Annotated in this window: 22 protein-coding genes; 3 read left to right on the forward strand and 19 right to left on the reverse strand. The window is 63.1% G+C overall.

Annotated elements, in window-relative coordinates; genetic code table 11:
• Position 1 precedes the first annotated feature (1 nt).
• Positions 2-1,102 carry an ABC transporter ATP-binding protein gene (locus ACEOAC_RS20930; protein WP_182993952.1) on the reverse strand — a complete coding sequence of 367 codons (1,101 nt, stop codon included), beginning with the start codon at positions 1,100-1,102 and terminating at the stop codon, positions 2-4.
• A gap of 50 nt (positions 1,103-1,152) precedes the next feature.
• A complete protein-coding gene (gene glpD, locus ACEOAC_RS20935; RefSeq protein WP_006464949.1) occupies positions 1,153-2,685 on the reverse strand; it encodes a glycerol-3-phosphate dehydrogenase in 1,533 nt (510 codons plus the stop codon).
• A gap of 201 nt (positions 2,686-2,886) precedes the next feature.
• Between glpD and ACEOAC_RS20940 the strand changes: the two genes are divergently transcribed.
• The gene (locus ACEOAC_RS20940; protein ID WP_241811392.1) at positions 2,887-3,645 is read left to right on the forward strand and encodes a DeoR/GlpR family DNA-binding transcription regulator; all 759 of its coding nucleotides are present in this window, start codon (positions 2,887-2,889) and stop codon (positions 3,643-3,645) included.
• A gap of 248 nt (positions 3,646-3,893) precedes the next feature.
• Positions 3,894-4,919 (forward strand): alcohol dehydrogenase AdhP, encoded by a 1,026-nt coding sequence (gene adhP / locus ACEOAC_RS20945; RefSeq protein ID WP_180666105.1) that lies wholly within the window; start codon positions 3,894-3,896, stop codon positions 4,917-4,919.
• Positions 4,920-5,047: 128 nt separating this feature from the next.
• Here the strand turns inward: adhP and ACEOAC_RS20950 are convergent, their stop codons facing one another.
• The 8 genes from ACEOAC_RS20950 to ACEOAC_RS20985 all read right to left on the reverse strand — a co-directional run bounded on the left by ACEOAC_RS20950 (position 5,048) and on the right by ACEOAC_RS20985 (position 14,940).
• Positions 5,048-6,553 carry a DASS family sodium-coupled anion symporter gene (locus tag ACEOAC_RS20950; RefSeq protein WP_413444231.1) on the reverse strand — a complete coding sequence of 502 codons (1,506 nt, stop codon included), beginning with the start codon at positions 6,551-6,553 and terminating at the stop codon, positions 5,048-5,050.
• 128 nt (positions 6,554-6,681) lie between these two features.
• Entirely contained in the window at positions 6,682-7,902 is a 1,221-nt protein-coding gene (locus ACEOAC_RS20955) for a PLP-dependent aminotransferase family protein (RefSeq protein ID WP_413444230.1), read from the reverse strand.
• A gap of 199 nt (positions 7,903-8,101) precedes the next feature.
• On the reverse strand, positions 8,102-9,142 hold the full coding sequence (locus ACEOAC_RS20960) for an ABC transporter substrate-binding protein (protein ID WP_370460917.1): 1,041 nt from the start codon (positions 9,140-9,142) through the stop codon (positions 8,102-8,104).
• Between the two features lie 190 nt (positions 9,143-9,332).
• On the reverse strand, positions 9,333-10,847 hold the full coding sequence (locus tag ACEOAC_RS20965; protein ID WP_413628568.1) for an aldehyde dehydrogenase family protein: 1,515 nt from the start codon (positions 10,845-10,847) through the stop codon (positions 9,333-9,335).
• 380 nt (positions 10,848-11,227) lie between these two features.
• Positions 11,228-12,112: a transcriptional regulator GcvA gene (gene gcvA, locus ACEOAC_RS20970; protein WP_039876716.1), complete on the reverse strand. Its 885-nt coding sequence runs from the start codon at positions 12,110-12,112 to the stop codon at positions 11,228-11,230.
• 127 nt (positions 12,113-12,239) lie between these two features.
• The gene (locus ACEOAC_RS20975; protein WP_234295567.1) at positions 12,240-13,646 is read right to left on the reverse strand and encodes an FAD-binding oxidoreductase; all 1,407 of its coding nucleotides are present in this window, start codon (positions 13,644-13,646) and stop codon (positions 12,240-12,242) included.
• Positions 13,636-14,700, reverse strand: a complete 1,065-nt coding sequence (locus ACEOAC_RS20980; protein WP_413444032.1) for a DUF1338 domain-containing protein — start codon at positions 14,698-14,700, stop codon at positions 13,636-13,638. Before ACEOAC_RS20980 ends, ACEOAC_RS20975 begins: the two co-directional genes overlap by 11 nt.
• Positions 14,701-14,799: 99 nt before the next feature.
• Positions 14,800-14,940 (reverse strand): hypothetical protein, encoded by a 141-nt coding sequence (locus ACEOAC_RS20985; protein ID WP_161625986.1) that lies wholly within the window; start codon positions 14,938-14,940, stop codon positions 14,800-14,802.
• 434 nt (positions 14,941-15,374) lie between these two features.
• Here ACEOAC_RS20985 and ACEOAC_RS20990 point away from each other — a divergent pair, with 434 nt between their 5' ends.
• A complete protein-coding gene (locus ACEOAC_RS20990) occupies positions 15,375-16,676 on the forward strand; it encodes an HD-GYP domain-containing protein (RefSeq protein WP_413444031.1) in 1,302 nt (433 codons plus the stop codon).
• Here ACEOAC_RS20990 and ACEOAC_RS20995 read toward each other — a convergent pair.
• From ACEOAC_RS20995 to ACEOAC_RS21035, 9 genes are all read right to left on the reverse strand, one after another.
• Positions 16,625-17,557: a LysR family transcriptional regulator gene (locus tag ACEOAC_RS20995; protein WP_413444030.1), complete on the reverse strand. Its 933-nt coding sequence runs from the start codon at positions 17,555-17,557 to the stop codon at positions 16,625-16,627. The two genes, ACEOAC_RS20990 and ACEOAC_RS20995, sit on opposite strands and share 52 nt — an antisense overlap.
• A gap of 207 nt (positions 17,558-17,764) precedes the next feature.
• Positions 17,765-18,088: a thioredoxin family protein gene (locus tag ACEOAC_RS21000; RefSeq protein ID WP_241811384.1), complete on the reverse strand. Its 324-nt coding sequence runs from the start codon at positions 18,086-18,088 to the stop codon at positions 17,765-17,767.
• Positions 18,089-18,206: 118 nt separating this feature from the next.
• Entirely contained in the window at positions 18,207-20,066 is a 1,860-nt protein-coding gene (locus ACEOAC_RS21005; protein WP_413444029.1) for a methyl-accepting chemotaxis protein, read from the reverse strand.
• A gap of 87 nt (positions 20,067-20,153) precedes the next feature.
• The gene (locus tag ACEOAC_RS21010) at positions 20,154-20,576 is read right to left on the reverse strand and encodes a DUF302 domain-containing protein (RefSeq protein WP_413444028.1); all 423 of its coding nucleotides are present in this window, start codon (positions 20,574-20,576) and stop codon (positions 20,154-20,156) included.
• A gap of 10 nt (positions 20,577-20,586) precedes the next feature.
• On the reverse strand, positions 20,587-21,447 hold the full coding sequence (locus ACEOAC_RS21015) for an MBL fold metallo-hydrolase (protein ID WP_413444033.1): 861 nt from the start codon (positions 21,445-21,447) through the stop codon (positions 20,587-20,589).
• A gap of 89 nt (positions 21,448-21,536) precedes the next feature.
• On the reverse strand, positions 21,537-21,986 hold the full coding sequence (gene cynS, locus ACEOAC_RS21020) for a cyanase (protein ID WP_006464967.1): 450 nt from the start codon (positions 21,984-21,986) through the stop codon (positions 21,537-21,539).
• A gap of 45 nt (positions 21,987-22,031) precedes the next feature.
• Positions 22,032-22,961: an ABC transporter ATP-binding protein gene (locus tag ACEOAC_RS21025; RefSeq protein ID WP_413444027.1), complete on the reverse strand. Its 930-nt coding sequence runs from the start codon at positions 22,959-22,961 to the stop codon at positions 22,032-22,034.
• Entirely contained in the window at positions 22,951-23,820 is an 870-nt protein-coding gene (gene ntrB, locus ACEOAC_RS21030) for a nitrate ABC transporter permease (protein ID WP_413444026.1), read from the reverse strand. The genes ACEOAC_RS21025 and ntrB overlap by 11 nt, the downstream gene beginning before the upstream one ends.
• 18 nt (positions 23,821-23,838) lie before the next feature.
• A complete protein-coding gene (locus ACEOAC_RS21035; protein ID WP_077237319.1) occupies positions 23,839-25,242 on the reverse strand; it encodes a CmpA/NrtA family ABC transporter substrate-binding protein in 1,404 nt (467 codons plus the stop codon).
• Positions 25,243-25,245 lie beyond the last annotated feature (3 nt).

Consider the following 25,245-nt stretch of genomic DNA (forward strand, 5'->3'; position numbering starts at 1 on the left):
GTCAGTGCGTCTCCAACGGGGCGCTCAACAGGCGACCCTCTGTGTCGAACAGGAAAGCCTTGGCGGCGGCGATGCTGACCTGCACCGTGCTGCCGATGGCCACTTCATGCACGCCCGATAGCTGCGCCACCAGCGGTACCTCGCCATGGCGCAGGTGCAGGTAGGTCTCGGAGCCGGACAGCTCGGCCAGGGCCACGCTGCATCCCAGGCTCACGCCCGGTGCGTCCAGCGCCTGCAGGCGTACGTCGTTGCAGCGGATGCCCAGCTTGCAGCGCTGGCCTTCGGCCAGTGTCAGCGCGCGGCCGGCAATCTCCAGCACGCTGCCATCGTTCATGCGGACGGCGGCCACGCCATTGGCCGAGGACACGGCCGTGGCATCCAGCAGGTTCATCGGCGGATCATTGAAGATCGCCGCTACCTGGGTGGAGGCCGGCGAATTGAACAGTTCCAGGGTCGGTGCGAACTGCAGCAGCCGGCCTTCGTGCATCACCGCGGTATGGCCGCCCAGCAGCAGGGCTTCCTGCGGCTCGGTGGTGGCATAGACCACGGTGGTGTCGCCGGTGGCGAAGAGCGAAATCAGTTCGCTGCGCAATTCCTCGCGCAGCTTGTAGTCCAGGTTTACCAGCGGCTCGTCCAGCAGCACCAGCGGGGCGCGCTTGATCAGCGCGCGCGCCAGCGCAGTGCGCTGCTGCTGGCCGCCGGAGAGTTCGCCCGGCAGGCGTTGCAGCAGATGGGCGATGTGCAGCTTGTCGGCGATCTCGTTGACGCGCCGGGTGATTTCCTGCTCGCCCTGCTTTTGCAGGCGCAAGGGTGCTGCGATGTTCTCGAACACCGTCAGGCCGGGATAGTTGATGAATTGCTGGTAGACCATCGCCAGGTTGCGCTCGCGCACCCCCACGCCAGTGACATCCTGGCCATCGACCAGCACGCGGCCGGCGGTGGGCTTGTCGAGCCCGGCGATGATGCGCATCAGCGAGGTCTTGCCGGCCTGGGTCGGGCCTAGCAGGACGTTGATGCCACCTTTGGCGAGATTCAGGTCAAGCGGGTAGAGGTGCGTTTCGGCACCGACCGTCTTGGCCACTTGTTTCAGTTCCAGGGTCACGCTGTCTCCTCACTGCATTTTTTTGATTGATGGTGGGCGTCGACCTGGGATCAGCTGGCGGCGTGATCGGGCAGACTCGCCAACCACGCCTCCAGCCGTCCTCTGTGCTGGGGTCCGCAATGCAGGCCCAGCTTGCTGCGGCGCCAGAGGATATCGTCGGCGCCGCGCGCCCATTCGTGTTGCACCAGGTAACGCGCCTCGGCTTCATACAGGCCCGGGGTCAGCTCCTCGCCCAGCGCGGCCAGGCTATCGGCCTGACCGATGATCTGGGTCACGCGCGAACCATAGCTGCGCGCATAGCGATGCGCAAGCGCGGCCGGCAGCCAGGGATGACGTGCCTGGAACTGGCGCAGGAAGGCATCGAAGTCGTAGCGCGCCACGGTCTTGCCGGGCTGCTCCAGGTCGCCGCCGGGCAGGGGCGCCGCGGCCGTCCACGGCTGACTGGAGGCGCCCAGATGCGGCGCCAGCATGGCCAGCGCCTCTTCGGCCAGCTTGCGATAGGTGGTGATCTTGCCGCCCCAGACATTCAACATGGGCGCACCGGCGTCGTCGCATTCGAGCAGGTAGTCGCGGGTGATGGCCGAGGCATTCTCGGCGCTGTCGTCCAGCAACGGGCGCACACCGGAATAGGTCCAGACCACGTCTTCACGGCCGATCTGGCGCTTGAAGTAGCGGTTGGCCATCTCGCAGAGGTAATCGATCTCCTCGGCATCGATCTCGACCTTGCCGGCATCGCCGTGGTATTCAAGGTCGGTGGTACCGATGAGGGTGAATTCTTCCTGGTAGGGAATGGCGAAGATGATGCGCTTGTCGGGGTTCTGGAAGATGTAGGCGTAGGGATGGTCGAACAGGCGCTTGACCACGATGTGGCTGCCCTTGATCAGGCGCAGGCTGCGCCCGGTCCTGGCCTGCGGCACCGCCTGCGCGAAGCGTGCGGCCCACGGGCCTGCAGCGTTGACGATGGCGCGGGCGCGCACTTCTTCCTGTTGCACGCCATTGGCATGCTGATGTTCCAGCACGGCATGCCAGGCATCGCCCTCGCGGCGGGCGCTGATGCACTTGGTACGGGTGAGGATACGGGCGCCGCGTTCCTGCGCGTCCATCGCATTCAGGACCACCAGGCGCGCATCGTCGACCCAGCCATCGGAATAGACGAAGCCACGACGATAGTCGCCCTTCAGGGGTTGGCCGGCGACGTGGCGGGTCAGGTTGGCACCCTCGGAAGCCGGCAATATCTCGCGCTTGGCCAGGTAGTCATACATAAACAGGCCGGCGCGGATCATCCAGGCCGGACGCTGGTTGGCATCGTGCGGCATGACGAAACGCAGGGGCCAGATGATGTGCGGCGCCGAGCGCAGCAGCACTTCGCGCTCCTGGAGCGCCTTGCGCACGAGCTTGAATTCGTAGTATTCGAGATAACGCAGGCCGCCATGGATGAGCTTGGTGCTGGCCGAAGAGGTGTGCTGGGCCAGGTCATGCTGTTCGCACAGCAGCACCCGCAGCCCGCGGCCGGCCGCATCACGTGCAATGCCTGCACCGTTGATGCCACCGCCTACCACCAAGAGATCGTATTCGAGCGCCATTGGCCTGTTCTCCACTTTCCGCTTGTTCGCTTTTTGCTTCGTTCGCCGCACCCAACCCACCCATTTCCCGCGAGTTGGCAATGCCCAGTAAGATAAGCGACATCCCGAACGTAAATCAACAATTATTTGTTGTTTTAAGTTCGTTTATGTTTTTTAATGTTCATCTCTGATCGCAACCGTTCATCCTTTTTCAAGCAAACCATGCTCAATCCCAGGCAACAGACGCTGCTGGAATGCGTGCGCAAGCACGGCACGATCTCGGTCGAAGAGTTGGCTCAACAGCTGGGCGTGACCACCCAGACCGTGCGCCGCGACGTCAAGGCGATGGTCGATGCCAGCCTGCTGGCGCGCTACCACGGCGGCGTCGGCCTGCTGTCCTCGACCGAGAACATCGCCTATCCGGAGCGCCAGGTCCTGCATGCCGAAGCCAAGCGCCGCATCGGTCGTACCGTGGCTGCCCGCGTGCCCGACGGCTGCTCCCTGATCCTGAACCTGGGCACCACCACGGAAGAGGTTGCGCGCGCCCTGCAACAGCATCGTAACCTGCACGTGGTGACCAACAACCTGAACGTGGCCAATTCACTGGCCAGCAATCCCGAACTGGAAGTGATCATCGCAGGCGGCGTGGTGCGCGCCCGTGACCGTGGCATCGTCGGCGAGGCGACCATCGATTTCATCCGCCAGTTCAAGGTGGACATCGGCATCATCGGCATTTCCAGTATCGAGATGGACGGCGTGCTGCGCGACTTCGACGCCCGCGAGGTCAAGGTGGCCCAGACCATCATCGAACAGTCACGCCAGGTCTGGCTGGTGGCCGACGCCAGCAAGTTCGGCCGGCAGGCGCTGGTGAAGATGGCGCACCTGTCGCAGATCGATGTGCTCTTCACCGATGCCTCTCCACCGCCGGAACTGGCCAAGTTGCTGGCCGAGACCGATGTGGAAGTGGTGATCGCGAAATAGCAAACACCCTGCCCTGGGGAGGGTCATGGGAGCAGGGCCTGCGCACCGCCCGTCCTGCGTATTTCTTGAATGAATGTCCAAGTTTTTCAACGATGAGCGACATGGATCAACCCATGTCCAATCATTGATTGTCGTCCCTGTGCGCGCGGAGGATAGTGGGCTATGCAGGCAGGCACAACAGTTGGCCAACGCAGCAAAACGGTCATCACCCTGCCCTCGCATCCCGTTGATCCCCCCGAGGAGTGCATATGACGCAAATGATGAAAGCGGCCGTCGTCCGCGAATTCGGCAAGCCCCTGTCCATCGAGGAAGTCCCCGTTCCCACACCCGGCCCAGGCCAGATCCTGGTCAAGTTCGAGGCCAGCGGCGTCTGCCACACCGACCTGCACGCCGCCCATGGCGACTGGCCCGTCAAGCCCACCCCACCCTTCATCCCCGGCCACGAAGGTACCGGCTATGTCGCCGCGCTGGGCGCGGGCGTCAAGCGCGTCAAGGAAGGTGACCGCGTCGGCGTGCCCTGGCTACACACGGCCTGCGGCTGCTGCTCACCCTGCCGCACCGGCTGGGAAACCCTGTGCGCCGAACAGCAGAACACCGGCTACTCCGTCAATGGCAGCTTCGCGCAATATGGCCTGGCCGATCCCGATTTCGTCGGCCACCTGCCGGCCGGCCTGGAGTTTGGCCCGGCCGCTCCGGTGCTGTGCGCGGGCGTGACCGTCTACAAGGGCTTGAAGGAAACCGAGGTGCGCCCCGGTGAATGGGTGGTGATCTCCGGCATCGGCGGCCTGGGCCACATGGCGGTGCAATACGCCAAGGCCATGGGCATGCACGTGGTTGCCGCCGATATCCACGAAGACAAGCTGGCGCTGGCCAAGAAGCTGGGCGCGGACCTCACCGTCGATGGCCGCGATATCAATGCCGTGGCCGACGTCCAGCGCATCATCGGCGGCGCCCATGGTGCGCTGGTGACGGCGGTCTCGCCCAAGGCGATGGAACAGGCCTTCGGCTTCCTGCGCGCACGCGGCACCATGGCCCTGGTCGGCCTGCCACCGGGCGACATCAGCCTGCCGGTGTTCAATACGGTGTTAAAGCGCATCACCGTGCGGGGCTCCATCGTCGGCACGCGCCAGGATCTGGAAGAGTCACTGGTCTTCGCCGCCGAAGGCAAGGTCGCGGCGCACTTCACCTGGGACAAGCTGGATAACATCAATGCCATCTTCGCCCGCATGGAAGAAGGCAAGATCGATGGTCGCATCGTGCTGGACCTGAAGTAGCCACATACGTGGCAGACAGGAAAATGGCGACACACATCAGTGCGTCGCCATTTTCATGGGCCCTCTCCAGATTCAGGCGGAGGGTTCTTCCCAGGGCTGCCACTGCCAAATGCCGGCATGCCGCTATCCTACCAATACCCCAACACCTTCCACCACGCCGTCCCGACGGTCGCGAACACCAGTAGTTCCACCACCGCCATCACCAGCCCCACGCCCCACCACTTGCCCATGGAGACGTAGCCGCTACCGAAGATGATGGGCGAGGTGCCGGTGGCGTAGTGGGTCAGCGTCATCATGATGGCCGAGCCGGCGGTCATCATCAGCATGAAGGGCAGCACGTACTCCTGCGGCAGCAGTTGCGCTCCCACCATCAGGAAGGCCAGCAGCATGGCGCTGATGTGGGCGGTGGTACTGGCAAAGAAATAGTGCGACAGCACGAACACCAGCAGCAACACCGCCGCGACCGCGAACCAGCCCATGCCGCTGGCGACGATGGCCGCCTTCATGCCCTCCGAGAACCAGGCCACCACGCCGGTCTTGTTCAACTGCTCGGCCAGCATCACCAGCGCACCGAACCAGACCAGGGTGTCCCAGGCGCTCTTTTCGGAAAGCACATCATCCCAGTCGATGGTGCCGGTGATGATCAGCACGAACAGGCCGACAAAGGCCACCACCGTCGGGTCCAGCGTGAAGGCCGCACCCAGCAGCATGGCCGGCACATTGGCCCACAGCAGCAGCAACAGGGCGAAGGTCCCCAGCATGACCTTTTCACTGGCGCCCAGGCGGCCCATCTTGTCCAGTTCGCCGCGGGCGTAGTCCACCGCATTGGGCGTGGACTTCAACTCCGGCGGCGAGACCAGGTAGATCACCATGGGCATGATCAGCAGGCACACCAGACCGGGCAGCAGCATGCACAGCGCCCAGGTGGTCCAGGACAGTTGCAGCGCCTGGCCGGTCGCCTTGGCGACGTAGTTGACCACCAGCGGATTGGGCGCGGTGGCGGTAAGGAACATGGCCGAGGTGATCGGATTGGCGTGATAGTTGACCAGGGCCAGGTAGCTGCCGACCTTGTTCTGCGTGCCCTTGGCCGGGTCGGAGTCAAAGGCATTGGCGATCGACTTCATGATGGGGTGGACGATGCCGCCGCCACGCGCAGTATTGCTGGGGGTGAAGGGCGCCAGCACCAGTTCGCAGATGGCCAGCCCGTAGCCGATGCCAATCGTGCGCCGGCCCAGCAGGGCGATGAACATCAGGCCCACGCGCCGTCCCAGCCCGGTCTTCTTCAGGCCACGCGAGATCAGGATCGCCACCACGATGAGCCAGATCAGCGGATTGGAAAAGCTGGCCAACGCATCCGCAATGGCACCCTTGGAAGAGGTCGAGGTGACCTGCGAGAGCGAGACGATGACGATGGCCATCATCGCCATCACGCCGATGGGCATGACCTTGAGAATGATGGCCACGATGGTGGTGAGGAAGATCGCCACCAGCGCCCAGGCCTTGGGCGCAAGACCCTGCGGACAAGGCAGCAGCAACAGCAGGATCAGCACGGCCGTGGTGATCAGGGCGGGGACCAGCCGGAACGGCACGGCCTCGTTGAAGTAGTTGAAAGTAGCTTTGATTCTGGCAAACATCGCGTCATCCCTGGAGTGGAAAAGCAGGATGGCCGCGCGGCATCACCGTGGCGACCATCGTGGCGCCAGTATAGTCACGCGACCGCCCGGGCTGGTCCGCTCATTGCCGATGAATTGATCTGTGCCAGCTAAGCAGCGGATTTCGCCGCCTTCCATTCCTGCTGCGCCTTCTTCAGTCGCGCTACGCCCTCCACGATGTCCTCGGGCTGGGCATTGGCGAACGACAAGCGCCAGTGTCCGGCGTCCGCCGCGCTGGCGTAGAAGGCCGAGCCCGGTACATACATCACGTTGTGCCTGACCGCCTGCTGCAGCAGGGCCGTGGCATCGGTGCCATCCTTCCAGCTGGCCCAGATGAACATGCCGCCTTCCGGCGCGATCAGGTGCAGGCTGTCACCGAACGCCTCCTTCAGCGAGGCCAGCATGATCCGGCAACGTTCGCGATAGGTGGCGATGATGGTGGGCAGATGCGCCTGCAGGCAACCGGCCTGCAGGTAACGGGCCGCGACCATCTGCATCCACGGCGCGGTGCACAGGTCGCCGGTCTGCTTGGCGATGACGGCGCGGCGCAGGATTTCCGCCGGGCCGCACATCCAGCCAATGCGCAGACCCGGTGCCACCGTCTTGGACAGGCTGGACAGATAGACCAGCCAGTCGCTGGCGCCGTCGATCTCCTGCGCCACCTGCAGCAGCGGCGGTTCTGCCTGGCCGGAGAAACGGAGTTCTCCGTAGGGATCGTCTTCCACCACGATGAACTGGTAGCGCACCGCCAGTGACAGCAGATGCCGCCGGCGCGCCAGCGGCAAGGTGGCACCGGTGGGATTGGCGAAGGTCGGCACCAGATACAGCATCTTCGGCCGGGCGCCGGCCTGCAGCGCGGCTTCCAGGGCATCGGTGTCCATCCCCTGGGCGTCGCCAGGAATTTCCAGCAGGTCGGCATGCGCCAGTCGCAAGGCCTGGATCGCGGCCGGATAGCAGGGACGTTCGATGGCCACGCAGTCACCTGCCTGCAGCAGGATGCGCAGCAGCAGTTCGAAACCCTGCTGGGAGCCGGTGGTCACGATCAGCTCGCCCGGATCGGCGCCGCCGATGCGCTCGCTGGTGAGCTGCTTCAGCGTCTGCGTCAACACCGCCGTGCCTTCGGTAGCACCATATTGCAGGCAGGCCGCAGCGGCACTATCGAGCAAGGTGGCAGCACTGCGCGCAAGTCCGGCGGCATCGAACAGGGACGGTGCCGGATAGCCACCGGCAAAGGAAATCATGCCGGGCTGCTGGGTGTACTTGAACAACTCGCGGATAGGCGAACCCTGCGGCGTCTCGAAGGCGGGATTGAAGCGGTAGGCGGCTGTCATGATGTGCGCAGCAAAATGTGAAGAAAAAAGGACGAGCGCGGCCAGCGCGGGATGTGCGGGATGCGCGGCGCCGCGTGGTTCTTCAGGAATATGAATAAAGCTTCTACGGTGGCTGTAGCTGCAGCCCAAAGAGAAAAGAGCAGCAAAGAAGAGAACAGGCCAGCGGGGGCTCCAGGCGGAGCCCCGTCGCGTCAGCCGATCACTGCTCGATCATGCGGTTCCAGCGGTTGTTCCATTCGGAACGCTTTTCGTTGACCACATCCCAATCGACGGTATTGAGGTTCTTGGTCAGCACCTCGCTCTTGCCCAGCTTGGCTTGAGCAGCTTCCGACAGCGGCACGTTGCGGTTGACCGGAATGGAATTGGCCAGCGCCATGCTCTTGGCCTGCACGGCCGGGGTCAGCAGGTATTCCAGCAGCTTCTGCGCCAGTTCCGGCTCGCTGTTGCCCTTGATGGGGCAGGCGCCGGTCATCAGCAGCACGCCACCTTCCTTGGGTGTGGCGAATTCGGCGGGGATGCCCTTGTCCTTCAGGTTGGCAATGCCGGTCACGGTCAGCGGGAAGATCGCTGCTTCGTTGGTCTGCACCATCTCGGAAATCTTGGCCGAGCTGGACAGGTATTCGACCACGTTCGGGCCGACCGTGCTGCCCCACTTCTTGAAGCCGGGGTCGACGTTCTTGTCGGTGCCGCCCACCAGACGGTTGAACATCATGAAGCCATACAGGCCGAAGGTGCTGGCAGAGATGGACTGGAACACCACCTTCTGCTTGTACTTGGGATCGGCGAAGTCCATCCACGAGGTCGGTGCCGGCCAGCCCTTTTCGGCGAACAGCTTCTTGTTGTAGCCGATGCCCAGCACGCCCATCTCGATGGCCACGGCCTGGTCATTGGCCAGGCGTGCGAAGGGGTAGACATCCTTGAGCACGGCGGCGTCCTTGACCTTTTCGCACAGGCTCATGTTGATGGCACGGTACATGATGCCGTCGTCCAGGAAGGCCACGTGCATCTGCGGCTTGTCGCGCTGTGCCTGCATCTTGGCGATGATGTCCGAGGAAGTGCCGGGCACCACCACCACCTTGACGTTGTTGGCCTTCTCGAAGTCCGGGAAGATCGAGGCGGTGTAGTTCTTTTCCATCGTGCCGCCGTTCATGCCGACGTAAATGGTCTTGCTTTGCGCCTGCGCGCCGGAGGCGGCCATCAGGGTCGCGCCGATTGCACAGGTCACTGCCAGGGTCTTCATCTTCATTACTGCACTCCTTGCCGGTTTGCCGATGTGGGTCCCGCTTGCGCGGGTGTGGGTACGTGGGATGCCGCGCCGGTCCCTTTCCGGGCCGGCGTGGTTGCTGCTGTCGCTGTTACTACTGTTGCTGATATTGCTGCTATCGCTACAGGCCCTGCGCGGGCCGCCGTGGAGGGCGGCCGCCGGTGACTCAGTCGATATCGAACTTCACGCCCTGCGCCAGCGGCAGGGTCTTGCTGTAGTTGATGGTATTGGTGGCACGACGCATGTAGTTCTTCCAGGCGTCCGAGCCCGATTCGCGGCCGCCGCCGGTTTCCTTCTCGCCACCGAAGGCGCCACCGATCTCGGCACCGCTGGTGCCGATGTTGACGTTGGCCAGGCCGCAGTCGCTACCGACTGCGGAGACGAACAGTTCGGCCTCGCGCATGTCGTTGGTGAAGATGGCCGAGGACAGGCCCTGCGGCACGGCGTTGTTGAGCGCGATGGCGTCGGCCAGCTCTTCGTACTTGACGATGTAGAGGATGGGCGCGAAGGTCTCGTGATGCATGATGGCGGTCTGGCCGGGCATGGCCACCACGGCCGGACGCACGTACCAGGATTGCTCGCCCATCACCGTCACACGTTCGCCGCCGGTGACTTCGCCACCCTGGGCGCGCGCCTGCTGCAACGCAGCCTGCATGGCATCGAAGGCGCCCTTGTCGATCAGCGGGCCGACCAGGGTGTCACCCTGCAGCGGGTCGCCGACCTTGACGCTGGCGTAGATACGCTTGATCTGCGCCACCACCTGGTCATGGATGCTGCTGTGGACAAACAGGCGGCGCAGGCTGGTGCAACGCTGTCCGGCCGTGCCCACGGCGGAGAAAGTGATGGCGCGCAGCGCCAGGTTGAGGTCGGCCGAGGGCGCGACGATCATGGCATTGTTGCCGCCCAGTTCCAGCAGGCTGCGACCCAGGCGCTCGGCCACCACGGTGGCGACCTTGCGGCCCATGCGCACGCTGCCGGTGGCGCTCACCAGCGGCACCAGCGCCGAACGCGACAGGCTCTCGCCCAGGTCGGCGCCGCCGATCAGCAAGGGGCACAGGCCGGCCGGAACCAGGTTGGGACGCTGCGCCGAAAAGCGCGCGACCGCCTTCTCGAAGATGGCCTGTACCGCCAGCGCGGTGACGGGCGTCTTTTCCGACGGCTTCCACACCACGGCATTGCCGGCGACCAGGGCCAGCGCGGCATTCCAGGCCCACACCGCGACCGGGAAGTTGAAGGCGGTGATCACGCCCACCACCCCCAGCGGATGCCAGGTTTCCATCATGCGGTGACCGGGACGCTCGGAGGCGATGGTCAGGCCATGCAGCTGGCGCGACAGGCCCACGGCGAAGTCGCAGATATCGATCATTTCCTGCACCTCGCCCAGTCCTTCGGAGAGGATCTTGCCCGCCTCCTGGGTCACCAGTGCGCCCAGTTCCTCGCGGTGCTCGCGCAGCACTTCACCCAGCACGCGCACCAGTTCGCCACGCACCGGGGCCGGTATTTCGCGCCAGGCCAGGAAGGCCTTGTGCGCGCCGGCGATGGCGGCCTCGGCGTCGGCTGGCGTCTGCGCCTTGAGTTGCGCGATGACCTCGCCGTCACGCGGCGAACGGATCACCAGATCGTTGCCGGCATAGGCCGCGAGGTCAGCACCCAGAGTGGAGAAGATGCGTGGAGAAGACATGGAATTCCCTTGAAAAGTGGAGTGGGATGGGTCTGGAACGGTGGAGTATAAGGACAGCGAGGACAATTCTTAAAACCAAAAAATTTCACGACATCATGAGTTTTTGGAATGCACCGTCGTGGCACACGAGAATCCACGAGGATGCGCGAGGATGGTGCGGCGCATCACGGGCATTTACGCCGAGAGCCTTTCTGATAGAGGGATAGCGCCCTGCCGACCAGAACCCGGCCAGCCCTGCCCGGACGCCCTGCGCAACCTGGGCGTCCTCTCTCCCGGCTCAGGCCTTGCGACCGTCGGCCATGAGTTTTAGTCAGCCTGGAGATCAAATGGCCCGCAGCCATGCGCACCGAAGCAATGCAGGGCCGTACCGGCCTCAGGACTCAACCGCCCTGGGCTTCGCCCAGCAGCCATTCGCGGAATTTCAGGATGGCGGCCTTGCCGGCGTTCTTCTCGGGATAGACGAGGTAATAGGATTGCGGACTCTTGACCGCGAAGGGGAACGGCACATGCAACTGGCCCAGGCTGATCTCGGTCTCGACCATGAACTTGGGCATCAAGGCCACGCCCATGCCGGCGACAGCCGCCTGGATGACCATCGCCAGTTGCTCGAAGCGCGGCCCCGACAAGGCATTGGGGCAGTCCACGCCAACATGGCGGAACCAGTCCTGCCAGGCCTGCGGGCGGGTGGTGTGCTGCAGCAGGGTGACGTTGGCCAGGTCTTCGACCGCATGGATGCGCTCGCTCAAGGCCTTGCTGCACACCGGCACCACCTCTTCGCCCATCAGGCGCACCATCACCGTATCGGGCCAGTCGGGTTCGCCGAAGTGGATGGCGGCATCCACCTGGCGGGTACTGAAATCGAAGGGCAAGACCTCGGTACTGAGGTTGAGCAGCACATCGGGATGGGCGGCGGAAAACTTGGCCAGGCGCGGGATCAGCCACTTCACGCCGAAGGTCGGCAGGATGGCCAGGTTCAGCACGCTGGCCAGGCTGTTGTAGGTCATCACCTGGAAGGTCGCCATCTCGATCTGCTTGAGGATGGTGGAGACCTGGGCCGCGTAGTCGCGCCCGGCCTCGGTGAGGATGAGTCGGCGATTGATGCGCTCGAAGAGCTTGACGTTGAGGTAGTCCTCCAGGATCGCCACCTGCCGGCTCACCGCCCCCTGCGTCATGTGCAACTCGTTGGCCGCCTTGGTAAACGACATGTGCCGCGCCGAGGTATCAAAGGCGATCAGGCATGACGTTGACGGGATGAAACGGCGCATGGGACGGGTTCCGCTGGGTAAATGACCCCGCACTATAGCAAAAGCCGCCCCCTCCCCTCCAGCGTGACCGGCCCCGCTCATGCCAGTGGCAGCAGCGCTGGCTGCAGCGCCGCCGGGCGGGACGGTCTCATGCAAAACGCGTATTGCCCAGCAGGCAGTCCGGATCGAACACCGGCTGCACCCGCGCCGCCAGCGCGCGTTGTGCGGGCTGAGTGTAGCGCTGGTAGTAGTGCTGGTTGAATGGCCCGATGCCATGCTCCGCACTGAAGCTGCCCTGGTAGCGCTGCACCACCAGGTCATACAGGGCGGTGCGCAGGGCCTCGATACGTTCAGCCGGGAATTGCGGCTGTGCGGCGGGGGCGATGGCCAGGTTGAAGTGCACGCCACCGTCACCCCAGTGACCGAAGTCATACACGTCGGCACCCGCGAAATCCCGCTCCACCAGCGCCAGCGCCTCGGCACGGAAGGCCGGCAGGCGCGAGCGCGAGACCGAGATATCGAAGGCCACGATCTTGCCCTCCTGCTTGACGCTGTCGCTGATGGCGTGGCGCAGGCGCCAGAGGGTATCGGGCTTGTCGACCACGGCATCGACGATGGCGTCGTCGAAATGGCGCTCCAGCCAGGCCATGAAGAGCTTGTCCAGATCGAAGTGCTCGCCTGCTTCAGCCGATGAACTGACTTCGACCAGCAAGGCATAGTCCGGCAACGGATCGAAAGGTGCGGCGACCTGTGGCAGATGGCGCAGCACCGAGGCCAGCGCATTGCGGGAAATGCCTTCGAAGGCAGTCAGGAAATCGGCGAACTGCGCCTGGGCATCCTGCAGCAGGCGCAGACCGGCCTCCAGCGACGCAGGCACCACCAGTGCCGTGGCACGCTGGCGCGGCAGCGGATGGGCGCGCAACACCGCCTGGGTGACGATGCCATAGCTGCCGGCGGTACCGATGAAGAGTTGCTTCCAGTCGGGGCCGGTATTGTTCTTGTGCAGGCGATTGCCCATTTCCAGCAGTTCACCGGGGGGCTGCATCAGCAGGGCCTGCAGGCCCAGCGTGTTGTGGCGCACATCGCCGTAGCGGATCAGGCGTGCGCCACCGGTATTGGCGGCCAGCATGCCGCCCACCGACGGGTCCGCGCCGAGATCGATGGGAAAGCACAGCCCATGCGGCGCCAGCGCCTGGTTCAGGTCCGACAGCCGGGTACCGGCCCAGGCCTGGATCACGCCATCGACGGGATCGATATCGATCACGCCGCGGATGCGCTCCATGCTGAGGATCACCTGCAGGCCGGAATCATCCGGGGAAGCCGCGCCGACCAGCCCGGTATTGGCACCCTGCGGTATCAACCGCACACCCTCGGCGGCACACAGGCGCATCAGTTCGGCGGCCTGGGCCACATCGGCGGGACGCGCCACGCACAGGGCCTGGCCGGCGCCATAGCGCGGGCCATGTTCATAGGGCGTACGTTCGGCGGCGGCAGTGATCAGGCCGCTGCTGCCCAGCAGCGACTGCAGCTGCTGCAGCGCCCGCTCAGCAGACACTGCCTGCCTCGTCGCCGGCCGGTACCGCTGCGGTCATCTTGAAGATGCCCTGGGCGTTGCCGCTGTCGAAGCTCAGGTCCAGCTTGCGCTGGCCGGCCTCGTCCAGGTAGTGGTCGCGCGAGATGAATTCGTAGAAGGAACCGGGCACCGTCATGGCAACCGGCTGACCATCGTCGCCTTGCATCTGGTAATCGACCTTGACGGCGCGGAAGGCGGTCTGGCGCACGCGGCCATTGCGCGAGACCTCGACCTGATCCTTGATCGGCCGACCCAGCTGGCGCTGGCGCTCGGCCGTGGCGACCACGTCGCCCACGCGGTCGGTGGCGTGGTTGAAGGCATTGCCTTCGGTGGAGATCCAGGCCATCTCGGCGGACTCGGCCTTGAGGGTTTCGTATTGCGCCACGGTGGGCAGGTCATGGTGACGGGCGAAGCAGGCCAGCATGGCGGGAAGCAGGCGCTTGGCCTGGTCCAGGGCCAGCTTGCCCTGCGCTTCCAGCTGCGCCAGCAGCGCCAGCACCTCATCGGAGAGCGGGTTGCGCGAGCTGGCCAGCACTGCCTCTACGGTCTGCTGGAACTGCGGCGAGAACTGCTCGGGATGCAGTTCGCTGACAAAGAACTGGGCGATGTTCTCGGCGTCATCGACGTGGGTATAGACACGGCCGGTCATCTTGATGCGGGCCAGCGGATAGGTTCCGCTCTGCTGGTAACCCAGCGGCAGCAAGACCTTGGTGAACAGGGTTTCGCCATCGGGGAAGCCGCTGTCGCGACCACGCCGTACGGTGCGCACGGCACCGTGGTCGAAACAGATCTTCACACCGTCGCGCTCGGCGTCGTCCACATAGTCGCGGCCGCTCGCGACCTGCTGCAGCAATTGTTCGAAGAGCAGCATGTTCAGTGCCTGCGCCAGCTCCAGGCGCGACACCTCCTGCCCGGCTGGCTTCAGGGTGGATACCGGGACCTCCAGCCGCACGAACTGGCGCTCGACAATGGCTTGATCACCGTAATGGGAAAGCAGGAGTTGGTAGAGGTTGCTGTCTTGCGCGGAAGTCGTCATTTGCTTGCCTTTGACCATGGGACAATGAGATAGCCTCATGGTAACGGCAGCGCAGGGAAGGAATAAAACGATAATTTCTGAGGTATGCCCGCTTTTTTCTCATGCAAACGGCGTATTGCAGCCGGGCAGCGATGAAAAAAACATGCCAATGTCGATCACGATGCCGAGCAGATGCCTGACCTGTCCATTGACGACCGTCCCGCAAGTCAAAGTCACGGTGCATCCTGCGATTGTCGGCATCGTTCCTTTCCTTTGACCTGTTCTACGTGCAGCCGGAAAACCCCTCCATGACTGCACGGCGCCGGCGCGGGCTTGCGCCCGCCGTGCCCCCCGACACGGCACCGACGGGAAACGGCAGGCCTAATGTATTACAAGCGAGGCGATTTGATTAGCCGTCGTTTTACGAAGGAACTCATTAACACAGCTTAACAATTGCGGCGCAGTGCGGCTCTGGCAGCGGTCCGCAGGGATTGGGCCAAATCATTGAGCACACTCTTTAGTGATGGACCTCTAATCAATTTTCCCGGGATGTAATACATTGGCGCCTCGCACGGCTCACTTGCCGGCCCGCAAGTAATCGTCCGGTCGCTGCCTGCAGAGGTTCCGGCAGCCCGGCTTACCCGGCCTGCCGGCCCCTCACCGCCCCACCGCTTTTCATCACCCGCAGCCAATCGATGACCCACCTGAAGAAAATCCATGTCAAGCAGCTCAGCCCCGGAATGTATTTCTCAGGTTTTGACGGTGCATGGATCACCTCCCCCTTCTGGCGCGCCAGTTTCCTGATCCGCACTGCTGGCGAAGTGCATCTGGCGCAGCAGACCGGGCAGGAGTATTGCTGGATCGACACCGAGAAAGGCTGCCAACCGCCGCCCGAACCTACCTCACAGGAGCCCTGCGCGCAGACACCCGCCAGCGCAGCCCCGCCCGAGGAAGCCGGTATCGATCCGGACCTGGCCGATGCCTTGCAGCTCTACGAAAAGGCAAGGCAGATCACGCAGGAGGTCTTCAACCAGGCGCGCCTGGGCAAGTCACTCGACGTGCAGAAATGCAAGGAACTGGTGGAACAGATCGCCGTCTCGGTGGCCCACCACGGCGATGCCTTGCTGGGCATCATCCGTCTGAAACGCGCTGACGAGTACACCTACCTGCACTCGATCGCGGTCTGCACCATGATGGTGGCCCTGGCACGCACGCTGGGCCTGGACGACACGGCCTGCCGCCAGGCCGGCCTGGCGGGCTACCTGCACGACATCGGCAAGGCCTTCATTCCGCTCGAGCTGCTCAACAAACCCGATCGCCTGACCGACCAGGAATACAAGACCATCCAGCGTCACCCGGCGCTGGGCCACGCCTACCTGAGCGGTCTGGTGGGCATACCGGATGACGTGCTCGATGTCTGCCTGCATCACCACGAGAAGATCGATGGCTCCGGCTATCCCGATCGTCGGCAGGGCCCGCGGATCAGCCTGTATGCGCGCATGGCCGCAGTCTGCGATGTGTATGACGCGGTGACCTCGCATCGTCCCTACAAGAGCGCCTGGGACCCGGCCGAATCGCTCTCGCGCATGGCCTCGTGGCAGGGACATTTCGACCGCACCATTTTCCTGGCCTTCGTCAAGACGCTGGGTATCTACCCGCTGGGCTCCATCGTCACCCTGCAATCGGGGCGCACGGGACTGGTGATCCGCCAGAATCGCCGAGACCTGACACGCCCGGTGGTCAAGGCCTTCAGCACCACCAGCACGATGGAAGTGCTGGAACACGAGATCATCGATCTGTCTGCCGCTGGCCAGACCGACACCATCGTCGAACGCAGCGGCCAGGACTGGCTCAGGAGCCACGGCCTGGCCATCGGTTCACTCCAGGCCATGCTGGCGGTATCGGACGCCGCGGCGTCTACACAGGCGACCAATGACGCGGCAGGTCAGCCAGGGCCGGACTTGCCGGCATCGGCCGGATGGCGCCGCCTGAAATAGGCGCGGATCTGCTCGATGCAGGCGAGGATCTTCTGCGGGACAGGCGCCCGGTGCTTGGTGGTGAGGAAGGCACTGTAACTTTCCAGTGACCAATCCGGCAGCACCACCACCAGCCGCCCGGCATCGAGATCCTCCTGCACCTTGCTGCGCAGCAGGCGCGCCACGCCATGGCCTTGCAAGGCCAGACGTCGCAGCGAGCGCGCATGATTGGCCGTAATGTGCGGTGTCAGGCGCATCTGCATGCACTGCCCGCCGCGATCGCGCAGGGCGACTTCCACGCTGGTGCCGTGCGGCGTGAAGAAGAGGAATTGCTGGTGCATCAGGTCTTCGGGCGTCCTGATCGGTGCGCGCGCCTGGAGATAGGAAGGTGCGGCGCACAGGACCGCCTCCAGCTGCGTGAGGTAGACATCCTCGGCGCCGGGCGCCTTGCCTACGCGCAACGCCAGATCCACGCTCTTGTCCATGAGATCGACGTTATGGTCATTGACGTCGATGTGGATGCGCAGCCGGGGATGCTCGTGGATGAAACTCTCCAGGGCCGGCACCAGGTACTCGGAAGCCATGAAGCTGGAAGCAGCGATACGCAACTCCCCGACCAGTTCATTGTGCAGGCTCTCGGTATTGAGCCTGGCCTCGTCCGCCAGGGCCACGATGCGCGCGCAATTGGCGTAGAAGGCTTGCCCCGCCTCGGTCAGGCTGAGCTTGCGAGTGGTCCGATGCAGCAGGGTGGTACCGAGGATGGCCTCCAGCGCACTGATGTGCTGGCTCACCGAAGACGAGGTCAGCCCCAGCTCGCGGGCCGCCTTGGAAAAGGCGCCCAGCTCCACCACCCGGGAAAAGATCACCATGCGCGGCAGGTAGTCCATCGCGTTGTTTTTCATCTTGCGCTGTCGTTGTCGTATGTCGGTTCCGGGTCCGGGCACTACTGGCCGATGACCTATTGTCGGGACCGACTATAGCCGCTCCCGGAAGTCATACAACTTGGAAGCTGGGCGCAAGAAATGGTTTAATTTCCAGTTTGGCAAGACAGGTATTTTCAGGTAATGGACGCCCGCCTGAAGTGGCAGCGTCAACCTGGGCGCAGCGTCCTACCAGAGCCAGGACGCCAGTTGTACCTCCAGCGAGCGTTTTGACATGGCGCCGCCGAAGGACTTGACCACGTTGCCTTCGACGAACACCTTCAACTCAGGAATCGCCGTGACGCCATAACGTTGTGCGAGAGCAGGGCATTGATCGACGTCGACCTTGTAGACCACCAGTTTTTCCTGATGCTCCCCCGCAATGGCGTCCAGATTCGGCGCAATGCTGCGACATGGCGCACACCACGGCGCCCAGAAGCCGACCAGGACCGGTCTGCCGCTATGCAGTACATCCCGCTCGAAGTGTTCTACCGACGTATGCCTGGCGCTCATGGAATGACTCCTACGCTGTGATGGCACTAAGGGCCGATACAGATGAAAAAGAGGAAAGTAGATTGCCATGATGGCAATCCACCTTCCTGAAAGGGACTACCCACGTCCCCTTACCTGGCTATCCGATCAATGGCAAACTCCGCAGCTCGGCGTTGGCCTCCAGCACGAAACCCGCCACCGCGCCGGCCAGCTGCTGCGACTGTTGCTTGAGGGAGATGGATGTGGCTGAGGACTCTTCCACCAGGGCCACGTTCTGCTGGGTCGAGTGATCGATCTCCTGGACCGCCTGGCTGATATCGGCAATGGCCATGTCCTGCTCGCGCGAGGAACGCAGGATTTCTTCTGTGATCTCGCTCACGCGCCGTACCTCGGCCACGATCTCGGTCATGGTCGATCCGGCGTTCTGCGCCAGCCGGGCGCCGTTTTCGATCATGTCGACCGAATTGACGATGAGTACCTTGATCTCCTTGGCAGCATCGGCGGAACGACGTGCCAGCGAACGCACTTCGGATGCCACCACTGCAAACCCGCGCCCCTGCTCACCGGCCCGCGCGGCCTCCACTGCGGCGTTGAGTGCGAGGATATTGGTCTGGAAAGCAATACCGTCAATGAGTCCAATGATCTCTGCGATCTGCTTGGAACTCTGATTGATGGCGTCCATGGTATGAACCACTTCCCCCACCACGGTACCGCCTTGCTGCGCCACGCCACTGGCAGCGGACACCAGCGAGTGCGCCCGCGATGCAGCCTGGGTACTTTGACTCACGGCGACGGTCACCTGCTCCATGGCTGCGGCAGTCTGTTGCAGCCGCTCGGCGGTGAGCTCAGTACGACGCGACAGTTCGTCATTGCCATTGGCAATCTCTTGCGAAACATGGTCAATGTCGTTGGCCATGCCACGCAACCGCTGCACGATGGTCGCCAGTTGGCTCCGCATGGCAAACAGCGAGAACAGAACGCTTCCGTTGGTAATCTTCCCGACCTGCCCTGCCTGGCTCAGGTCACCATTGGCGACGGCTTCTGCGATTGCCGCCAAGGCCTCGGGTTCGGCCCCCAGGAAGCGTTGCACCAACCGCCCCATGACGATACGGGTGACGGCAAATGCCAGTACGACGATGACCACGGTGCTGCAGATCAGCCATAGTAGCAACTCGTTCAAGGCCTGCGAAGGAGGCGGATGCGGCAGATCCGACACCAGCCACCATCCCTTGCCGGCGGGTCCTGTGTGATCAAAACGGCTGGCGGCCTGGAAGCGCCCCAGATCGGCGCCCACATGCAGATAGGAAGCGGCACCACCGGCAGGATGCTGCACGTTTGCGGTAGTGACGCCCATGCGCGCCACTGCGGCACCTGCGCCATCATAGAGCGCTGCGCTCACATCCGTGGTGGGGCGCAGGATCACCGACGACTTCATACTCAGCACCAACGTACCCAGATGCTTGCCGTCTCTGATGACCGGTACTGCCGCATCGACCTGTCCGTCTTGTAGTCGACCATAGAAGCGCACGTCATCGGCACTGAGGAACTGTTGTCGTATCGCCGGTGCCGGGGGAGCAGCCACCTTGGTCCCGGCATCACGGGCGGCGGCGAAAAGCACGCGTCCGTCGGAAGCCATGAAGATGGCGCTGTCGTAAGCCGGGCGCACCCGCATCAACCCACGCAGATTGGTCTCACCGCGCGCCGCCCACTGGGCCTGGGTGCTCTGATCGGCGGGATCGATACCCTCGTTGGCCAATGCCCTGAGTGCGCCCTGGAAAGGCGGGGTCATCACCACAAAGCGGGCATCAGAGGCAATCTGCGCCATCGCGCTGCGCGCCGCTTCCACCAGCATTTCCTGTTGCTGGCCCGCCCCTTGCAATGCCTTGCCACTCTCGGCCGAGTCGACCTGGAAAGCTGCAACTGCTCCGATTACAAGGGTGGAGGCCAGCGCCACCGAAAGCACCACCAGCATCAATTGGGTCTGGAATCTTAATCTCATCTCTACCTTTGCGTGAAAGGGCGGGACCGTCGCATGTGGTCATCGATCGGCCAGCTGCCCGGTCTGTGTGATCGCCCCGGTTAGCTCTTACTGGATATCGGAGAATGCGCACAGCAGCTTGCGCACCGCCATCAGAGGCGCCAGCAGGGCATCGCTGATTTCGTAGTCGGCTCGCAATGCCTCACTGGGATCGGCATAATCAAGGTAGGTGCGACCATCGGCGGTTTCCCAGATCACCGCTTTCAATGGCAATTCCAGTGCAGCACGCGGGTTACTGAGCATGATGGGTGTTCCCAGCGCTGGATTGCCGAACAACAGTACGCGGGTGGGACGCAAGGACAGGCCCTTGTGCGCAGCAGCGGCTTGCTGGTCGATATCAGCAAAGAGCGTGAGGCCGCGATCACGCAGCAATGAGATCAGCAGGCCATGGGTTTTCTTGAAATCCAGCCGGCTGCGGATCGACAATACGTTGGCCGGGGCGTAGCACACCCCCTCGAATCGGGCATTCATAAGTAGCAGTTCAGAAAGTGTTAAGCGGAATCTTCAGGTAACGGATGCCGTTGTCGCCTGCAGCCGGTAGCTCGCCGGCATGCATATTGACCTGCAGCGCGGGGATGATCAATTGCGGGAGGGACAACGTGGCATCGCGCCGGGTTCGCATGCGCACAAAGTCGGCCAGTTCGACACCATCACGCAGGTGGATATTGCGTTCGCGCTGCTCCTGCACGGTGGTATGCCAGACCGGCGCACGTCCATCAGGCGGATAGTCATGGCACATGTAAAGCACAGTCTGCGGTGGCAGTGCCAGCAGCTTGCGTACCGAGCGATACAGTAGCTGCGCGTCTCCTCCAGGGAAATCACACCGCGCCGAACCGATGTCGGGCATAAACAGGGTATCGCCCACGAAAACGGCCTGCTCGCCAATGCGGTAGGCCAGGTCGGCTGGCGTATGACCTGGCACAGATATGACCTCGGCGTTCAGCCGTCCGATCAGAAAACGCTCCCCATCCTCGAAGAGGTGATCAAAGTCCGTCGCCTGCAAGGATGCCGGCGCCAGATCGAAAGCGTGCGAAAACGTCTGCCTGACATCGGCGATGCGAGCACTCATGGCAATCTTCCCGCCCAGGGACTGCCGCAGGTAGGCGGCAGCAGAGAGGTGATCGGCATGCACATGGGTCTCCAGATGCCATTGCACCTGCAAGCCGCCTTGCCTGACGTAGTCAGCGATCTGATCGGCGCCGGCAGCAGAGATGCGGCCGGAGCGTTGATCGTAGCCGAGCACTGAATCGATGATGGCGCATGCTACGCCACCCTCTTCGTGGATGACATAGCTGAAGGTCCCGGTGGTGGCATCGAAGAAAGGTTCTATCCGTGGTGTCATCTCATTGGCCCTGAACGCCAGGTCCTCAAGCAAATACACGCCGCGTCGTCAGCGCGGTCATGTCCTTTACCGGCCCCGGCCCTTCAATTTCAATAGGTCTTGTACGGCAAGTACTTCCCGGAAAGCAGTACATTGACGCGATCGCCATTCGGATCGGCCTGGCGCTGGATATCCATCTTGAAATCGATGGCACTCATGATGCCGTCGCCAAACTCCTCGTGGATCAGCTCCTTGATGGTGGTGCCATAGACATTGACCATCTCGTACCAGCGATAGATGAGCGGATCGGTCGGCACGGCCGTAGGCAGGGAGCCCTTGTACGGAACGATCTGCAACCACGCGACGGCTTCGTCACTCAGGTCGAAGAGCCGGCCGACGGCTTCCGCCTGGCTCTTGTCGAGGGTCATCTGGCCCAGGCAGGCCGCCGTGCTCCATTCCTTGGAAAGGCCGGTAGCCGCGGTGACCTGACTCCACTTGATGCCCTTCATTACCTTGGCAGAAAGGATCATCTTGGTTACTTCTTCACGACTGGAAATCATTTGATAGCTCCGAATTGACGGGTTGAAAAAAAGCGGTGCGCGGACTCACGCCGAAGCGCGTATATCCAGCACAGAGGAGATGTCAGGCACGGCGTCGGACTCCAGGCCGGGCCGTACGATGCGCGTGACGGCCAGCTCGGCCACTTCGCCCGACATCTGGAATGTCCTGGATCGGTGCACCAGGAAATCGACGAGGTGGTTGCGTATCCGGTAGAACTGGGGATCACGATGAATGGTGGCCCGGGTGCGCTGCGGCGAGAGTGTGTTGATCACGATCTCGGCGATACGCGCCCTGGGGCCGTTACTCATCAGGAAGATGCGATCGGCCAGCAGGATGGCTTCGTCCACGTCGTGGGTGATCATGAAGACGGTCTGTTGCGTCGCCTCGCAGATGTTGAGCAACTCGTCCTGGATGACGCCGCGCGTGAGGGCGTCAAGCGCGCCGAAGGGCTCATCCATGAGCAGCATCTTGGGCTCGATGGCGAAGGCACGGGCAATGCCGACGCGCTGCTTCATGCCGCCGGAAAGCTCGGCAGGCTTCTTTTTGGCTGCGGCCGACAGGCCGACCATCTCGATGAAACGCGCAGCGTGGGCCGCCACCTTGTCGCGGCTCCAGTCGGCGTAGCGCGAACGCACTGCGAAGGCGATGTTCTCTTCCACGCTCAGCCAGGGCAACAGGGCGTGGCTCTGGAACACGACACCCCTATCCAGGCCAGGTCCGGCCACCTCGCGGTTGTCCATGATGACGGTGCCGGTGGTGGCCGCCTCCAGCCCGGCCAACACATTCAGGATGGTGCTCTTGCCGCATCCGGAGTGGCCGATGATGCAGATGAACTCGCCACGCTCGATGCCGAACTGTACCTGATTGAATACCGGCGGCAGGTCGGACCGGTACTGCTTGGACAGGCCGTCGACCTGGACGAAGGGTCGGCCGGAGGGGGACCGGGAAGTATCCCGGGTGCGATCATTCAGCATAGGTCACCTTCTTTTGCAGGGCGGCGAAGAGGATGTCGAGCAGCATGCCGACGACGCCAATGACGAGGACGGCAAAGATCACGTTCGACAGCGAGAGGTTGTTCCATTCGTTCCACAGGAAATAGCCGACCCCGTTGCCGCCGATGAGCATCTCGGCGGCAACGATGACCAGCCAGGCGATCCCCATGGAGATGCGCATGCCGGTGATGATGGTGGGAGCGGCAGCCGGCAGGATCACCAAAAAGGCCTTGCGTAGCGGTGAGACTTCCAGGGTACGTGCCACGTTGAGCCAGTCACGGCGTACACCGGCTACGCCGAAGGCGGTATTGATGAGCATCGGCCATACCGAGCAGATGAAGATGACGAAGATGCCCGAGACCGAAGAATCCTTGATGGTGTAGAGCGCAATGGGCATCCAGGCCAGCGGCGAGATGGGCTTTAGCACCTGGATGAAAGGGTCGATGGCTCGATACAGAAGTGGGGACATGCCGATGGCAAAGCCCAGCGGAATAGCGACCAGCATGGCCAGCAGATACCCGAGTGCCACGCGCAGCAGGGAATGCGCCAACTGGATGCCGATGCCCTTGTCGTTGGGGCCATGATCGTAGAAAGGATCGCTCAGGTGCCGTGCCGCGATATGCAGGAACTGCCCGGGCGTAGGAAAGCCGTCGACCTTCGCCGACGTATCTCCGGCGGCAGACGGGGCCTGCCCCATGAGGGCTGCGTATTCGGCATCCTTGGCGCTGATCGCGGTGGGGGCCGAGGCACGCGGCATCGTTGCCAGTTGCCAGATACCCAGCAGAAGCAACAGCAGCAACACCGACAACAAGGCCGCACGCAGTTTGAGTTGATGGTTCATGTTCTTTCCTCGCTGCGATCAGGTTCGCTTGATGGCGAAGCTGTTCAGGTAGCCCTGCGGATTGGTCGGATCAAATGTCTTGCCCATGATGCTGAACGAACGGTAGCCATTGCTGGCCGCCGCCGGCACCTGCATGCCCAGTGCTGTCATCTGGCGACGCGCGTCAGTGAGCAGGAACACCTTTTCCGCCAGCGCCTGGTAGTTCATATCCCCCTTGATGTAGCCCCATCGTTTCATCTGGGTCAGCATCCAGGTCGCCATCGAGTACCAGGGCATGGCATCGAAATCCGCGCGATCCGGTTCGTTGCGCACATTACCCAGCCCGTCGGCATAACGACCGCTGAGGGCTTGCAGTACCACTGTCTCGGGCTGATTCAGATAGCCCGGGGTGCAAATGGCCCGCGCGATGGCCGCCCGGTTCTCGGCCTTGTGCGCCATGGCGCTGGCGTTGAGAATGGCCCGGTAGAGCGCCGCGAAGGTATTGGGGTTGCGGTCGATGAAGGCCTGCGTGGTGCCAAAGGCACAGCAGGGATGGCCGTTCCAGATATCCTTGGTCAGCAGATGGATGAAACCGATCTGGTCGTATACCGCACGCTGGTTGAAGGGATCCGGACCGAGAAAGCCGTCGATATTGCCGGCGCGCAGGTTGGCGATCATTTCCGCCGGTGGCGTCACCCGCAGTTGCACATCGCGGTCGGGATCGATGCCATGCTCGGCCAGGTAATAGCGCAACAGGAAGTTGTGCATCGAATACTCGAAGGGAATGGCGAACTTGAATCCCTTCCAACGACGCGGATCACGGTTGTCCTTGTGCCGCAGTGCCAGCGTGATGGCCTGACCATTGATGTTCTGGATCATGGCTACCCGCATCGGTTGCGCGGCCGCGCCAAGGCCGGCGGAGATTGCCAGCGGCATGGGCGCCAGGAAATGCGAGGCATCCAGTTCGCCATTAATCATCTGGTCGCGTACCAGCGCCCAGCCTGCGGTCTTGCTGAGGGTCACATCCAGGCCCTGCTCCCGGTACATGCCCATCGGGTCGGCCATGATCAGTGGCGTCGCGCAATTGATGGGAATGAAGCCGATCCTGAGGCTCTTCTTTTCCAGACTGCCCTGTTTTTCCAGCGCTTGCGCCTGCAGGCTGCCCAACGGCAGCACTGACGCCACTGCAGCCATCAGTGCATGGGAACCGATCGCCTTGATCAGGTTGCGGCGCGTGGCATCGTGAGGAAACAGCGCACGCACGGCGGCCGCTTCGACGAAGTCGCATGACAGCGCCTCGACGTCTCCAGCGCGGGCCAATCGGGTCGCGCTGGCCGCTGCGGCCTGGTTCGCATGCTCCTCCTCGGAGGCATGCTGGCCGCATGAACAGGCCGCCAACGAGGTGTCGAGGGAATACGGACGATAGAGATTTTTATCGGTCATGCA

Origin of the sequence: Herbaspirillum frisingense, assembly GCF_047325095.1 — a bacterium.
Taxonomy (GTDB): domain Bacteria; phylum Pseudomonadota; class Gammaproteobacteria; order Burkholderiales; family Burkholderiaceae_D; genus Herbaspirillum; species Herbaspirillum frisingense.

What these genes read in the sequence shown, in the direction of transcription:
- glpD (WP_006464949.1), bottom strand. Translation starts at nt 2,685, where the DNA reads ATGGCGCTCGAATACGATCTCTTGGTGGTAGGCGGTGGCATCAACGGT.
- ACEOAC_RS20940 (WP_241811392.1), top strand. Translation starts at nt 2,887, where the DNA reads ATGCTCAATCCCAGGCAACAGACGCTGCTGGAATGCGTGCGCAAGCAC.
- adhP (WP_180666105.1), top strand. Translation starts at nt 3,894, where the DNA reads ATGACGCAAATGATGAAAGCGGCCGTCGTCCGCGAATTCGGCAAGCCC.
- ACEOAC_RS20950 (WP_413444231.1), bottom strand. Translation starts at nt 6,553, where the DNA reads ATGTTTGCCAGAATCAAAGCTACTTTCAACTACTTCAACGAGGCCGTG.
- ACEOAC_RS20955 (WP_413444230.1), bottom strand. Translation starts at nt 7,902, where the DNA reads ATGACAGCCGCCTACCGCTTCAATCCCGCCTTCGAGACGCCGCAGGGT.
- ACEOAC_RS20960 (WP_370460917.1), bottom strand. Translation starts at nt 9,142, where the DNA reads ATGAAGACCCTGGCAGTGACCTGTGCAATCGGCGCGACCCTGATGGCC.
- ACEOAC_RS20965 (WP_413628568.1), bottom strand. Translation starts at nt 10,847, where the DNA reads ATGTCTTCTCCACGCATCTTCTCCACTCTGGGTGCTGACCTCGCGGCC.
- gcvA (WP_039876716.1), bottom strand. Translation starts at nt 12,112, where the DNA reads ATGCGCCGTTTCATCCCGTCAACGTCATGCCTGATCGCCTTTGATACC.
- ACEOAC_RS20980 (WP_413444032.1), bottom strand. Translation starts at nt 14,700, where the DNA reads ATGACGACTTCCGCGCAAGACAGCAACCTCTACCAACTCCTGCTTTCC.
- ACEOAC_RS20985 (WP_161625986.1), bottom strand. Translation starts at nt 14,940, where the DNA reads ATGCCGACAATCGCAGGATGCACCGTGACTTTGACTTGCGGGACGGTC.
- ACEOAC_RS20990 (WP_413444031.1), top strand. Translation starts at nt 15,375, where the DNA reads ATGACCCACCTGAAGAAAATCCATGTCAAGCAGCTCAGCCCCGGAATG.
- ACEOAC_RS20995 (WP_413444030.1), bottom strand. Translation starts at nt 17,557, where the DNA reads ATGAAAAACAACGCGATGGACTACCTGCCGCGCATGGTGATCTTTTCC.
- ACEOAC_RS21000 (WP_241811384.1), bottom strand. Translation starts at nt 18,088, where the DNA reads ATGAGCGCCAGGCATACGTCGGTAGAACACTTCGAGCGGGATGTACTG.
- ACEOAC_RS21005 (WP_413444029.1), bottom strand. Translation starts at nt 20,066, where the DNA reads ATGAGATTAAGATTCCAGACCCAATTGATGCTGGTGGTGCTTTCGGTG.
- ACEOAC_RS21010 (WP_413444028.1), bottom strand. Translation starts at nt 20,576, where the DNA reads ATGAATGCCCGATTCGAGGGGGTGTGCTACGCCCCGGCCAACGTATTG.
- ACEOAC_RS21015 (WP_413444033.1), bottom strand. Translation starts at nt 21,447, where the DNA reads ATGACACCACGGATAGAACCTTTCTTCGATGCCACCACCGGGACCTTC.
- cynS (WP_006464967.1), bottom strand. Translation starts at nt 21,986, where the DNA reads ATGATTTCCAGTCGTGAAGAAGTAACCAAGATGATCCTTTCTGCCAAG.
- ACEOAC_RS21025 (WP_413444027.1), bottom strand. Translation starts at nt 22,961, where the DNA reads ATGCTGAATGATCGCACCCGGGATACTTCCCGGTCCCCCTCCGGCCGA.
- ntrB (WP_413444026.1), bottom strand. Translation starts at nt 23,820, where the DNA reads ATGAACCATCAACTCAAACTGCGTGCGGCCTTGTTGTCGGTGTTGCTG.
- ACEOAC_RS21035 (WP_077237319.1), bottom strand. Translation starts at nt 25,242, where the DNA reads ATGACCGATAAAAATCTCTATCGTCCGTATTCCCTCGACACCTCGTTG.